Consider the following 12,887-nt stretch of genomic DNA (forward strand, 5'->3'; position numbering starts at 1 on the left):
CTTGTTATACTGAAGTTAGACGAAGAACGTCCTTTATCCGCATGATTTGCGGTGAAGGGCGTTTTTTTTATTTTTATAGGGGAGGATACCATAATGGAATTTGAAGAAGCACATGGTATGTTCATTAACAAGCACTTGACTGAAAGATCAGGAGAAAGAAGGGGGAGGCTGGTTAGAGGGCATAATTATGCGGAGAAGTTGTTCTTGCAGAATGTATGGTGGCCATTGTTTGAGAGCCTTGATGATTTGCATCCAGAATACGAAGTGTACGACTGGAATCGTAAATCTCAGTTTCTGGACTTCGCTTTTCTTCCGCAGAGCGGCGGCAGTCTCGGGATTGAGTGCGACGGGTTTCAAAGTCATGTGAAGGACATGGACCGCGAGAGATTCAACTACGCAGTTAATCGGGACACTTTTCTGACCGGAATGGGGTGGAAAATGATTCATTTTTCTGTTGATGATCTTCAGCACCGCCCCGAGGTGTGCCGGATGCTTTTGCAATTGGTGCTGGCACCTCATTTGGCGCGCAAATCTGCAGGCGTGGATATTTTGTCTGAGGAGAAGGAGGTTCTACGGTTGGCTTGGCGACTGGGTAGGGCGATCCGTCCAAAGGATGTGACCACTCATTTCAGCATTAACTTTCGAACGGCGCGCAGATTATTGCATTCGTTGAGTGAGAAGGGGCTAATAAAGCCTGTAATTACGGGAGAACGGGTTCGACAATACGAAGTGAAAGCTATGCGACCAGATCAAATATGGTAGGAGAGGGAGAATAATTGCACTATATACAACTATATCGGAAATATCTCTGTTCTATTGTGGTTTAGTTGTACTTTGTACACTTATTACACACCAAAGGTAAGAAAAAGGGTGAAATTATTAAAAATAATTGTACAAAGTACACTTATATGGATTTCAGTTTTTCTAGGATATAAATAGTTGTACAAAGTACAATTAACATCTTCTTTTATCATCGGCAGCAAAAGAAAGAGACTCAGTCAGCAGACAAAACTTCATTCAATAAATATAACTCATACACTTGAAGCATTATTAGAGACGCACATTCATTCAGAGTAACTTTTATCGGTTTTAACCAACTTTAGCATTGTTTGCTTTAGTGCTTTGGAATCCTGAGCCCATAGAATGGTGTTTCTAGGTGATTTTATTGTGGAGTGAGTGTGTATTTGTTTTAACTATATCCTGATCTTTTCCTTCAGTTTATTTTGACAAAAACCCCCGCAGCGCTTACCATTCAATATAGAAAGAAAGGAGAGGGTAGCCTTGAATTGGCTCGGATCATTGCAGCAATTGGGCAGAGCCATAATGCTTCCTACCATGGTACTGCCGGCGGCAGCCATTTTGCTTAGTTTGGGCAGCTTACCTTGGTCTGCATGGGGACTTTCTTCGGTATCCGAAGTGGCTACATACGCTGGGCAGGGAATCTTTTATTTTATGCCTTATTTGTTCGCTGTGGGTGTAGCATGGGGATTATCCAATCAAGCTGGAACGGCGGGTCTTGCAGCACTGGCTGGAATGTTCACTTATGACCGGATTGTTACCCATATGGGAGACGGGCTTGTACAACCTGCAACACTTATCGGAATTTTGCTGGGTATAGTTGCCGGTATCGCTCAAAACCGGTTCAAAAATATCAAGCTTCCAGAGGCGATACAGTTTTTTGGAGGTTCGCGTTTTGTTTTGCTGTTCATGGGATTGTTTTCGGCTGGCTTTGCATGGGTGATGTTAGGGATCTCTCCACTGCTGCAAAGAGGACTGGATGATCTTTTTCAAGGGATATTGCAGACAGGCGGCTTTGGCGTTTTTATTTATGGAGTGCTATATAGAGTACTAACAGCCTTCGGTCTTCACCATATTCTCAACAATGTGTTTTGGTTTCAGTTTGGAAACTTTACAACTCCTGATGGTAGCACTGTCGTTCAGGGGGATTTGCCACGTTTTTTTGCAGGCGATCCTACGGCGGGCATTTTTATGGCGGGTTTGTTTCCGATTATGATGTTCGCACTGCCAGCCATTGCTTTTGCAATTATTCAGGAAGCGCGCGAGGACTTGAAGCCTAAGATTAAAAAGACTTTTGTGCGGGCGGCTCTGGTCTGTTTTCTAACCGGGGTTTCGGAGCAGATTGAATTTGCGTTTTTGTTTGCTTCTCCCTACTTATTTGCGGTACATACAGTAATGTCCGGTCTTGCTATGGTGATTACCTACATGTTGGGGATTCATCATGGGTTCTCCTATTCCGCAGGGGCTATTGATTTCTTTTTGAATATGCATCTGTCCCAGAGGGCTTGGTTGTTAATTCCGATCGGTATAGCTTATGGGATTGTATATTATAACTTGTTCCGCTGGGCGATTCGCCGTTTTCAGATCCCAACACCAGGGCGTGAAGAAGGTTCGGAACTCGGTGATTGGGCAGGAAACATCCCTTATCAGGCACCATTGATCTTGGAGGCGCTTGGTGGTAAGGAGAATATCGTACAAGTACAATCCTGTATCACTCGTTTGAGGCTAACCGTCCATAATGATCGATTTATAGATACAGGGGCGCTTAAAGGTCTTGGTTCTGCTGGGATTATCAAGCTCGGTGGCGGGAATGTCCAGGTAGTATTTGGTACGTATTCAGAGTTGATCCGCGAGGAGATTAATAAGCTAATGCTTCGTGATTTGCCTCAGGTATTGTTCAGTTCTCCGATGCAGGGTAGAATGATGCCCATTGAGGAAGTGCCGGATCACATCTTTGCAGCGAAGCTGGTGGGTGATGGAGTTGCATTTTTGCCGGAAAAAGGGGAGCTGACTTCGCCTGTATTCGGGAAGGTTATGCACGTCTATCCTACAATGCATGCCGTTGGTATTGCTACGCCGGAAGGGCTGGAGGTACTTATGCATATAGGGATCGACACTTCGCAGCTTAAAGGGCCATTTGAGGCGGTTGTGAAAGAAGGCGACAGCGTGGAACCAGGTCAATTGCTTGTTAAATTCGACCTCGCTTATTTGCGTGAGCATGCAGCTTCACTGGCTACACCAATGGTGATTACGAATCCTGATCGAGTAAAATCATGGAGCTATGCTCCATTTAAAAATGTTAAAAAGGGGCAATCTTCAGTAATGTCCGTAGTCTTACATGAAAGTAACGTTGGAGGGATAGAAGGATGATACAAGGCATAGGCGCAGCAGCAGGTGTAGCTATCGGGAAGGCCTTTGTCTTACCGAACTGGGAGTGGAGCTTACCAGACACACAAGTGAACCCAGTGGATCTAGCTAAGGAGTTTGAGCGTTTATACGAAGGTATCCGTACCTCTAAGGACGAGATTGAATTCATCAAAAAAGAATTCAGAGAAGTAGTCGGTCCGGAGGAATCCAGCATTTTTGATGCTCATCTGGCGATTTTGGATGATCCGGTGTTTATGAGCGAAATCCGGGGGATTATTGAACGCCAGTATAAGGCGGCGGAAGTGGCTGTTAAGGAAGCGATTGATCATTTTGTAGCGATGTTTGATCTGCTGGATGATGAATACATGAAGGAGCGGGCGGTGGATATCAAGGATGTCGGTAACCGTCTGTTAAAGCATCTTTTAGGTGCTCCTGAGGTCACGCTGCCATCGGATACACAGCCGTATATTCTCGTTGCGAAGGAGTTATCTCCTTCCCAGTTAGCTCACTTGAACCCAACTTATGTTCTAGGTATTGTTACTATGATGGGCGGTAAAACCTCACATTCCTCCATTATGGCTCGTGCACTGGGCATTCCGCTCGTGGCAGGTTTGGAGAATAATTTGTCTAACCCTATTCAGACCGGAGACATGCTCGTGATAGATGGAGACACGGGATCTGTGCAAATTCATCCTGATGAGGTAACGATCAATGAATATGTTTCTCTTCGGAATAAGCAGCATAAAAAGAAAGAACAACTGGAATTGCTTGCTACAGTCGATGCCGTAACTAAAGATGGCGTTAACCTGCGATTGGCCGGTAATATCAGCTCCGTCAAAGAACTGAATTTAGCGCTCAAGTATGGAGCCGAGGGTGTAGGTCTATTCCGTACAGAGTTTCTTTACATGGATCGCAGTTCTTTTCCAACTGAGGATGAACAATTTGAAGTGTACAAACAGGTTGTCGAGAAGGTAGGCAGCAATATGGTTGTGATCCGTTCGCTGGATATAGGCGGGGACAAGCATCTGGATTACTTCCAGCTGCCAGAAGAACAGAATCCGTTCCTTGGCTATCGTGCCATTCGAATCAGCTTGAATCGACAAGATATGTTCAAAACTCAGCTAACCGCCATTTTGCGGGCGAGCGCATACGGGAATGTAAAGCTAATGTTCCCTATGATATCTTCCGTAGAAGAAGTACAGGCGGCAAAAGCAGTATTGGAAGAAGTGAAGGCTGAACTGGAGCTACGGGGTATACCGTTTAATCGGAATATTCCAGTCGGTATTATGATTGAAGTTCCAGCTGCGGTTATGATTGCGGATTTACTTGCTGAGGAAGTTGACTTTTTCAGTATCGGTACGAACGATTTGGTGCAATATGTACTAGCCGTAGATCGTATGAATGAACAAATTGCGCATATGTATCATCCATATCATCCAGCGGTTCTGCGAATGATCCGTATGACTGTAGAAGCAGCCCGTAATGCAAAAATAGATATAAGTGTATGTGGTGAAATGGCGGCAGATGAGCGTTCTTTACCACTTTGGCTGGAGTTAGGGATTAGTGATCTTAGCATGTCGCCACAGGCACTGCTGAAGGTTAAACACCGTACCCTGAATACACTGGCTATAGACGCTACAAGGGTTGCCAAAGCTTGCTTCCATCATCGTACAAGCTCGGAGACAGAAGAAATCCTAAGTGCTTATGCTCAGAAAAGCGGTATTACGCTTGGAACGAGCGTGGAAACAAAGGAGAAAGCTTCTTCATAGTTATCAAGCGCTCCATCATCAAGTCCACATCAAGGTTCGGCATTCTTGCCGGGCCTTTTTCTTTTGTATTTTATAAAAAAACAAAACCGTTTGCGCTTCGGAGCAGTCTATACATAGAGCGAGTTGCACAGGAATGATTTATGCGTGAAAGCAAGGGGGGAGGACAAAACAAGCATGGAACACATTATTAATGACGAAATGGAAATAGTCGCTACGGATGAAAACATATTTTATGAGCTGGTAGCTGAACAGAAAAGAAAGCTATACAGCATTGCTTATAGCTATTTACGAAACGAAGCGGATTCGTTGGAAGTTCTACAGGAGGCAACCTGCCGTGCATGGATTAAACGTAAAAGCTTAAAAGACTCCGAGAGATTTGCTCCATGGCTAACACGTATTCTGATCAATTGCTGTAACGATGAGTTGAAGCGCAGAAAGAGGAACGCTGTCACAGAAGCTGCTCGAAGTGATGTTGGGATCATGGAGATGAAAAGCGACCGCAGATTAGACATGGAACAGGCGTTGGAAGGGGTAAAGCCGAAGTATCGCCAGGTGCTTGTACTCAAATATTACAAGGATATGACCCTTGCAGAAATTGCAGAGGTACTGGATAAACCGGAGGGCACCGTGAAGACATGGCTCAATAAAGGTCTGAAACAGCTGCGTGATAGAATGAAACGGAAGGGGGATCTATTTTATGGCTGAGTCTGAAGAAAAGCTGCTTAACGATTATTTTCAGAGAATTGATGTCGAGGCTGAGGAGATCCCGGATGTTAAGCTGGATGCCGCGATTCGCAAGGGGATGCAGCAAGGTAGCCACAAAAGATTCTCTTTTAGAAAAAGATACGCTGTTGTTGTGTTGGCGGTCCTAGCCATCGCTTTAATAATTATTGTACCTTGGGCACATCAGATGGCCAATCCTGTTCGTGCGCAGTTACCACCAAAAAGCTGGGGATCGCTTGAGGTATTCCGCCCGACTATCGCTAATAATCTGACCATCACATCGGCACTTGACGCAGGGATGATGAAGGAAGTAAATATTTCTTCAGCTGAGGAGGATGGAATAAAGTGGACGGTTAATGGAATTATGGCCGATCGAAGAGGAATTGCGGTTCTGTATACAATTGAAAACAATACAGATCGGAAAATGCAGCTGTTTGGACTATCCTTGAAAAAGACTCCTGAAAGTAATATTTATCGCACAGGATACAGCGGGTTTAGCACTATTAACGCACAAGAGGTTGGATCTCCTGGGACAACTCGTATGTACGAGCAAATCGTATGGGATGAATATCAGGATGAGTTGGAAGACCCATTGAATATTTCTCTAAGGTTGCTTCCAGCACCTGATGATCTAGCTTTATCAAGCGGTGAGAAATCTTTAAACATTCAGATTCCAATGGATACCAACAAGGCTTATATTCAAGGAAAAAGAGTTGATCTAAAGGATAGTCTGTCCATCGCCGGACAGCAAATTAATATGGAGAATATCTATATTGGACCTACGGGTATTTATATGCGGGAAAGATATGACCAAAAGAATACAATGAGGATATTTAATATGCTTTCACCTAAGCTTGTCATCGGAAAAGGAGAGCAACAAGAGGAATTAATGTGGGTAAGTGGATCGAATATTTATCATAATGATAATATGAGACCTGATGATCCGATTAAGTTTGAAATTGAAGGGATTTCTGCTCTAGATCAATCTAAGCTTGAGCTTGTGATTAATACCGAAACACAGCAGATTCTGAAGGTACCGGATAGCAATCTGACGATTTCCAAAAGAATGGAGGACGAAGAGCAGGGAATTCTGGTATTGGACTATTTTATTCCTAAAGAAGATAAGGAGTCGCTTTATTATTTTGCATTGAGCGATTATTTTGAAGATAGCTCTGGAAGCGGGCATATGATGGAAACTATCAAAAATGATTACTCAGGATATAGAGAGTTTAATGAAAGTAGTAAGGGAACTACAGTAACCTATCTCTTCAATGTAGGCAAGGAAAAGCTACCCCAGCCGTTGACTTTCTGGTTTAATTCTTATCCAAACAAAATCAAGGAGAAAGCGTCCATTAGAATTAAGTAAATAGCTCCAAAGTCGAGCGAAGCAAATCAAAAGCCCTGTTCCTCAAATGGAGAGACAGGGCTTGTTTGATTTTAAACTTTATTTCTACTGTTTATTCCCCAGCTAACGCATCACAAAAAGCTTTGCCATAGGGCGGAAGATCTGGCGGTCGACGAGCAGAAATAATATGTCCATCCGTAACCACAGCTTCATCTTTCCATATCGCTCCGGCATTCTCCATGTCATCACGGATGCCGGGTGTGGAGGTGACGGTTACACCTTCCAGAATTTTAGCGGAAATTAATACCCAGCCTGCGTGGCAAATCTGCCCAATAGGTTTCTTAGCTGCATTGAAATCCTGTACTAGCTTTAATACGGCACTGTATCTACGGATTTTATCAGGAGCCCAGCCGCCAGGAACTAAAATCCCGTCATAATCTGCTGCATTAAGATCGTCCCAGGAGTACTCCGCTTTTGCAGGCACACCATATTTGCCGATGTATGTTTTATCTTTTTCCAAACCTGCCAAGTGAACCTCAGCGCCTTCTTCTCTTACTCGGTACACGGGATACCAGAGCTCCAAATCTTCAAATTCATCGTCTACGAGTGCTATGACCTTTTTTCCATCTAGTCTCATTTTGTTAAGCTCCTTTCGTATCACATGATCCTTCATATTCTATCAAATTTAAAATACGAAGTCATCTAAAGGGTTGTAAATTATAGACGAATTGCCAATTTAATCATTATATGCAATTAAAGAGGGTTTTAATCGAGGGAGGTCGAATATAGAAATTGAAAAGTCATACTTTGTACTTAATTCATTTCTTGCAAGAGGTGTAGAAGATGTATACAGATAACTTAATGGAGAAGTTGTGTAGCTGTGGTGGCCTCATGAACTTACATATGCATTCATTGATTTTTAATACGAGGGTGAAGATTACACATGTCCCTGTCTATACTTGTCCGAAATGTACTAGTTATGAGCCCTTGTCGTATATTAAAGCAGATCTAGGAAAGCTAGTGAAAGAATTGAACGCGGATGTGCCAAGACAAGATTTTTCGTTTACTCAAAGAAATGAATTAGCTAGTGTCCTAAAAGAAGCTTTGACAGAGGTTGTTGTCGGAGGATTTCAAGAATTAGAGTTGGCTATCCGAGAGACAATTCAGGCTAGAGTGGATATGTTACTTGATCTATACCGACTAGCTGAGGGGCTTAAAGACCAGAATTGGATGGAAGAAACTAGTCGAAGACTGTCTCAATTAACGTTCCAAACGACTAAAAACGCAAATTATTAAAACATTCTGTGAAAATAATGAAAAACTTTCACGGAATGTTGGATTTTTCACTCACTTTTTGTTACGATAGATAGAAGTTACATTATTGTGCTCGTGAATAGGGAAACCTACACTAGTTAAAAATTGTAATTAGGGGTTACGTCTTCAGCCTTGAAAGAAATTTTGAAAGGAAAATGAAGCGTTATCATTGCACAATTGTACAAAGTGTCGTATCATATTTTTAATTAGTCGAACGATAAAATTTATCGCAATGGAGAGAGTAATTTGACGGTAACCATTTACGATGTAGCTCGAGAAGCAGGCGTATCTATGGCTACGGTATCACGGGTTGTGAACAATAACCCTAACGTGAAACCGCAGACCCGGAAGAAAGTTTTTGAAGCGATTGAGCGTTTGGGATATCGTCCCAATGCCGTGGCGAGAGGACTTGCCAGTAAGAAAACGACAACCGTTGGGGTTGTCATCCCAGATATTTCAAACTCGATTTTTGCAGAAATTGCACGCGGGATTGAAGATATCGCGAACATGTATCATTACAATATCATATTGTGTAACGCGGATAAGCGTAAAGAAAAGGAAATCCGTGTCATCAATACCCTTTTGGAGAAACAGGTCGATGGTCTGCTCTTCATGGGTGGTACGGTAACCGAAGAACATATTCAAGCTTTCCAGACTTCTGCAGTTCCGATTGTCCTATGTGCTACACGGGATGAGAAGGGAACTTATCCTTCCGTTGACATCGATCATGAAACCGCTGCTTTTGATGCAGTGAATACTTTGATTCGTCACGGTCACCGAGAAATCGCAATGATCAGTGGTACACTCCAGGATCCTGCGAATGGATATGCACGTTTCCATGGTTATAAGAAGGCACTTGAACAGGCTGGAATCGAGTATCAAGAAGACTTGGTACGTATCGGTAACTACCGCTATGAATCTGGTGTCGAAGCTATGAAGTATTTCCTTGGACTCAAGAAGAAGCCAACCGCTATTTTTGCCGCAACCGACGAGATGGCTATTGGTGCAATTCACAGTATTCAGGATGAAGGCCTGAAGGTACCGGATGACTTCTCCATTATTAGTGTGGATAACATCCGTATGGCTTCGATGGTTCGTCCATTGTTGACAACTGTAGCCCAGCCTATGTATGACCTAGGTGCGGTAGCAATGAGACTTTTGACGAAACTCATGAAGAAAGAGACGGTTGAGAATCCGCGGGTTATCTTGCCTCATGAAACGATTCTCCGCCTGTCTGTTAATCATCTGAATAAGTAATTTAAGAACTAAACAGTATTTCCGTAAAAAGCTCCTTTTGGAGCTTTTTATGTTTTTTACAGAGTAAATCATCGGAGGAGGCGTTATCTTTGCCTGAAATAATCGGATTAATTGGTGCGATGGATGAAGAGATTAAGCTATTACTAGAAAGGATGGAGAATAAGGAGACGAAGGTCAAGGCAGGAATTCATTATTACATAGGAAATATATTAGGAAAGTCTGTAGTGCTCTGTAAATCCGGGGTAGGTAAAGTAAATGCAGCAGTTACGACACAAATTCTAATTGATTCCTTTGGTGTGTCTCGTGTGTTGTTTACTGGGGTTGCTGGGGCTGTACACCCTGAATTGAATATTGGAGATATTGTTATATCATCTACTTGTGTTCAACATGATATGGATGCTACAGCACTTGGCTTTTCAAAAGGTGAAATACCTTATCAAGATAATTCTGTCTTTCAGGCAGACCCTTCATTGGTACTCCTTGCTGAGAGGGCGTGTAACGAGTTAGGCCAAAAGTACTTGGTCGGCAAAGTACTTTCAGGTGATCAATTCATTTCTAATGCGGAGATTGTAGCCAAATTAAGAGAGGAATTGGACGGAGCGTGCGTGGAGATGGAAGGGGCGGCGGTTGCACAAGTGTGTGTGATGAACGCCACTCCCTTTGTTATTATTCGTTCGATGTCTGATAAGTCTGACGGGTCAGCAAATGTGAGTTTTAAGGAGTTCACGGTGGAAGCCTCAGGGCGCTCACATTCTATCTTAGAATATATGCTGCAGCACCTTTAATACTCGTTTAGTACATGAAGCGCTGTCTAAAGCGTACCCTGTCGAAAGTCTCCTGTGAGGACATAGGTACCTCTTGTCCAATGCGAACCATTAGGCAGTTTGCTGGATGTGAACAGATTTCGGGATCATCCGTAGCATACCAAACCATATTTACGGTTTTCATTAGCCGCTCCATCATTTGGCGATAGGCCCATACGTCCAGCCCACTGCCTTTTAAATCCCAGTGCCAGTAATACTCTGTTGTAAAGACGATACAATTCTCCAATTGCTCTTGCTCAAAAGCAGTGGAAATCAGCAGCCGGCCTAGTCCGGCTCCCCTATAATCATTACTCACCTCAATAGCTCCAAGCTCAATTAGATCCATCATTCCTCCCTGCGACCAAAGCTCCATTTCATCCGGATAATGAAAGGTTACATAGCCTATTATAGTGCCATCCTCTACAGCTGTAATTATACGTCCTTCTGGCAGGCTAGCGATCTCTATGAGAGCTTCTTGCTGTTCAATCGGCTTGCGGAAGGCATCAAGATCATGATGCATATGGAGGACTTTAAGGTCCTCTGGTGATCGGGGGCCGCTTATTGTTATTGTTCTACCTTTATATGAAAGCGTATGGGAAACAGGGATTTTACGATGCTCCATAGCTGTGCTCCTTTCGGATGATAAAATATGGAATGTAAACGTTTGCTATGTTATACTAATTCAGACATAAAAAATTCACATTCATTGCATTGACATCATTATCTAAGAGAAGAGTCTTACCCTTAAAGCTTAAATCAAACGAGTGAGGGAGGCAAGAGTGATGGGTCAAGTCCATAGCGAAATTTTGCCTGGCCGTGTGCAGAGCTCCAATATGTCTGATTACACCCAGGCAGTAGCCAATTTTAAGTGGGAGGATGTTGAACGTAACTTCTCATGGTATGACACTGGAAAGGTTAATATGGCACATGAAGCAGTGGATCGCCACGTTCAAGAAGGACGGGGAGCGGCAACGGCCCTGCTCTACAGTGATGCGGTGCGGGATGAATCCTATACATTTGCCGATTTGCAGGAACGGTCGAATCGGTTCGGAAATGTATTGCGTAAATATGGTATCGGTAAGGGAGATCGGGTATTTATTTTTATGCCTCGTCAACCGGAACTATATTTTAGTTTACTAGGTATTCTGAAGATTGGGGCAATAGCGGGCCCTCTGTTCGAAGCCTTTATGGAAACAGCAGTTAAGGACCGGCTGGAAGATAGTGGTGCGGTTGCTTTGGTTACTACACCTGAACTACTTCATCGTGTGAAGCGAGATGAGCTTCCGAATTTGCGTCATATTTTTCTAGTAGGCGGTACCTCTGATTTCGAGCAAGGTAACTTAGGTTTCACTGAGGAGATGGATAACGCGTCTTCTGAGCTCGAATTGGAATGGCTTGACCTGGACGATGGCCTTATCATGCATTATACATCTGGTTCTACAGGAAAACCTAAAGGCGTTTATCATGTGCAAAGAGCAATGATTCAACATTATTATACAGGTAGAGTGGTGCTGGATCTACGTCCAGATGATATTTACTGGTGTACAGCTGATCCAGGCTGGGTGACAGGAACATCTTACGGAATATTTTCTCCCTGGTTAAATGGGGTAACGAATGTCGTGAGAGGGGGACGCTTTAGTCCTCAGGATTGGTATAAGACGATTGAACGAAATAAGGTTAGTATTTGGTACAGTGCACCTACAGCATTTCGTATGTTGATGGGGGCAGGAGAGAGTTCAATTCAGGGAATTGATTTGAGTAGCCTGCGCCATGTCCTGTCTGTTGGAGAACCGTTAAATCCTGAAGTCGTGCGATGGGGAGATAAGTTCTACAACCAGCGCATTCATGATACCTGGTGGATGACAGAGACGGGAGCGCAACTGATCTGTAATTATCCTGGAATGGATATCAAACCAGGTTCTATGGGCCGTCCGTTGCCAGGCATTGAAGCTGCGATTTTAGATGATCGAGGCAATGTTCTCCCACCATTCTCAATGGGGAATCTTGCAATACGGACGCCTTGGCCATCCATGATGAATTCGATCTGGAACAATAAGGCGAAGTATGAGGAGTATTTCCGCATTCCTGGTTGGTATATTTCTGGTGATTCTGCTTATATGGATGATGATGGATATTTCTGGTTTCAAGGACGGATTGACGACGTTATCAACTCTTCTGGTGAGCGTATAGGACCTTTTGAAGTGGAGAGTAAATTGGTAGAGCATCCTGCTGTGGCAGAAGCGGGTGTAATTGGTAAACCAGACCTGGTGCGTGGGGAAATTATCAAGGCTTTCATTTCGCTGAGAGAAGGCTATACTCCTACAGCTGCACTCAAAGAGGAGATCGCGGCATTTGTTAAAGCCGGACTGTCTGCGCATGCTGCGCCGAGAGAGATTGAATTTAAGGATAAACTTCCTAAGACACGATCAGGTAAAATCATGCGGCGTGTATTAAAGGCTTGGGAGCTTCATCTCCCTACTGGCGATTTATCAACGATAGAAGATTAGAATG

Annotated in this window: 11 protein-coding genes; 9 read left to right on the plus strand and 2 right to left on the minus strand. The window is 43.5% G+C overall.

All coding sequences use genetic code 11. The features are described 5' to 3' along the window. The first annotated feature begins 93 nt into the window (after positions 1-93). From MKY99_RS11665 to MKY99_RS11685, 5 genes are all read left to right on the plus strand, one after another. Entirely contained in the window at positions 94-762 is a 669-nt protein-coding gene (locus tag MKY99_RS11665; protein ID WP_339247382.1) for a hypothetical protein, read from the plus strand. 519 nt (positions 763-1,281) lie between these two features. Further along, a complete protein-coding gene (locus MKY99_RS11670) occupies positions 1,282-3,168 on the plus strand; it encodes a glucose PTS transporter subunit IIA (protein WP_042187319.1) in 1,887 nt (628 codons plus the stop codon). Continuing rightward, positions 3,165-4,934 carry a phosphoenolpyruvate--protein phosphotransferase gene (gene ptsP / locus MKY99_RS11675; RefSeq protein ID WP_042187321.1) on the plus strand — a complete coding sequence of 590 codons (1,770 nt, stop codon included), beginning with the start codon at positions 3,165-3,167 and terminating at the stop codon, positions 4,932-4,934. The genes MKY99_RS11670 and ptsP overlap by 4 nt, the downstream gene beginning before the upstream one ends. A gap of 174 nt (positions 4,935-5,108) precedes the next feature. Continuing rightward, positions 5,109-5,639 carry a sigma-70 family RNA polymerase sigma factor gene (locus tag MKY99_RS11680; protein WP_339270598.1) on the plus strand — a complete coding sequence of 177 codons (531 nt, stop codon included), beginning with the start codon at positions 5,109-5,111 and terminating at the stop codon, positions 5,637-5,639. Further along, positions 5,632-7,023, plus strand: a complete 1,392-nt coding sequence (locus MKY99_RS11685; RefSeq protein WP_339270599.1) for a DUF4179 domain-containing protein — start codon at positions 5,632-5,634, stop codon at positions 7,021-7,023. Before MKY99_RS11680 ends, MKY99_RS11685 begins: the two co-directional genes overlap by 8 nt. A 91-nt stretch (positions 7,024-7,114) precedes the next feature. Here MKY99_RS11685 and MKY99_RS11690 read toward each other — a convergent pair whose 3' ends face one another. Then, complete coding sequence (locus tag MKY99_RS11690) at positions 7,115-7,639, minus strand: type 1 glutamine amidotransferase domain-containing protein (protein WP_339270601.1); 525 nt, start codon at positions 7,637-7,639, stop codon at positions 7,115-7,117. Positions 7,640-7,845: 206 nt separating this feature from the next. On the opposite strand from MKY99_RS11690, the gene MKY99_RS11695 reads away from it, so the two are divergent. From MKY99_RS11695 to MKY99_RS11705, 3 genes are all read left to right on the plus strand, one after another. Beyond that, complete coding sequence (locus tag MKY99_RS11695; protein WP_339270603.1) at positions 7,846-8,298, plus strand: hypothetical protein; 453 nt, start codon at positions 7,846-7,848, stop codon at positions 8,296-8,298. Positions 8,299-8,562: 264 nt separating this feature from the next. Beyond that, positions 8,563-9,573 carry a catabolite control protein A gene (gene ccpA, locus MKY99_RS11700; RefSeq protein WP_042187330.1) on the plus strand — a complete coding sequence of 337 codons (1,011 nt, stop codon included), beginning with the start codon at positions 8,563-8,565 and terminating at the stop codon, positions 9,571-9,573. Positions 9,574-9,662: 89 nt separating this feature from the next. Continuing rightward, complete coding sequence (locus MKY99_RS11705) at positions 9,663-10,358, plus strand: 5'-methylthioadenosine/adenosylhomocysteine nucleosidase (protein WP_076299465.1); 696 nt, start codon at positions 9,663-9,665, stop codon at positions 10,356-10,358. A 7-nt stretch (positions 10,359-10,365) separates the two neighbouring features. Here the strand turns inward: MKY99_RS11705 and MKY99_RS11710 are convergent, their stop codons facing one another. Further along, complete coding sequence (locus MKY99_RS11710; RefSeq protein WP_076299464.1) at positions 10,366-10,998, minus strand: GNAT family N-acetyltransferase; 633 nt, start codon at positions 10,996-10,998, stop codon at positions 10,366-10,368. A gap of 160 nt (positions 10,999-11,158) precedes the next feature. Here MKY99_RS11710 and acsA point away from each other — a divergent pair, with 160 nt between their 5' ends. After that, on the plus strand, positions 11,159-12,883 hold the full coding sequence (gene acsA / locus MKY99_RS11715; RefSeq protein ID WP_339270607.1) for an acetate--CoA ligase: 1,725 nt from the start codon (positions 11,159-11,161) through the stop codon (positions 12,881-12,883). Positions 12,884-12,887 lie beyond the last annotated feature (4 nt).

This window comes from Paenibacillus sp. FSL R5-0470 (assembly GCF_037975205.1).
Taxonomy (GTDB): domain Bacteria; phylum Bacillota; class Bacilli; order Paenibacillales; family Paenibacillaceae; genus Paenibacillus_AQ.

Coding starts and splice junctions, on each gene's coding strand:
- MKY99_RS11665 (WP_339247382.1), top strand. CDS start 94: ATGGAATTTGAAGAAGCACATGGTATGTTCATTAACAAGCACTTGACT.
- ptsP (WP_042187321.1), top strand. CDS start 3,165: ATGATACAAGGCATAGGCGCAGCAGCAGGTGTAGCTATCGGGAAGGCC.
- MKY99_RS11680 (WP_339270598.1), top strand. CDS start 5,109: ATGGAACACATTATTAATGACGAAATGGAAATAGTCGCTACGGATGAA.
- MKY99_RS11685 (WP_339270599.1), top strand. CDS start 5,632: ATGGCTGAGTCTGAAGAAAAGCTGCTTAACGATTATTTTCAGAGAATT.
- MKY99_RS11690 (WP_339270601.1), bottom strand. CDS start 7,639: ATGAGACTAGATGGAAAAAAGGTCATAGCACTCGTAGACGATGAATTT.
- MKY99_RS11695 (WP_339270603.1), top strand. CDS start 7,846: ATGTATACAGATAACTTAATGGAGAAGTTGTGTAGCTGTGGTGGCCTC.
- MKY99_RS11710 (WP_076299464.1), bottom strand. CDS start 10,998: ATGGAGCATCGTAAAATCCCTGTTTCCCATACGCTTTCATATAAAGGT.
- acsA (WP_339270607.1), top strand. CDS start 11,159: ATGGGTCAAGTCCATAGCGAAATTTTGCCTGGCCGTGTGCAGAGCTCC.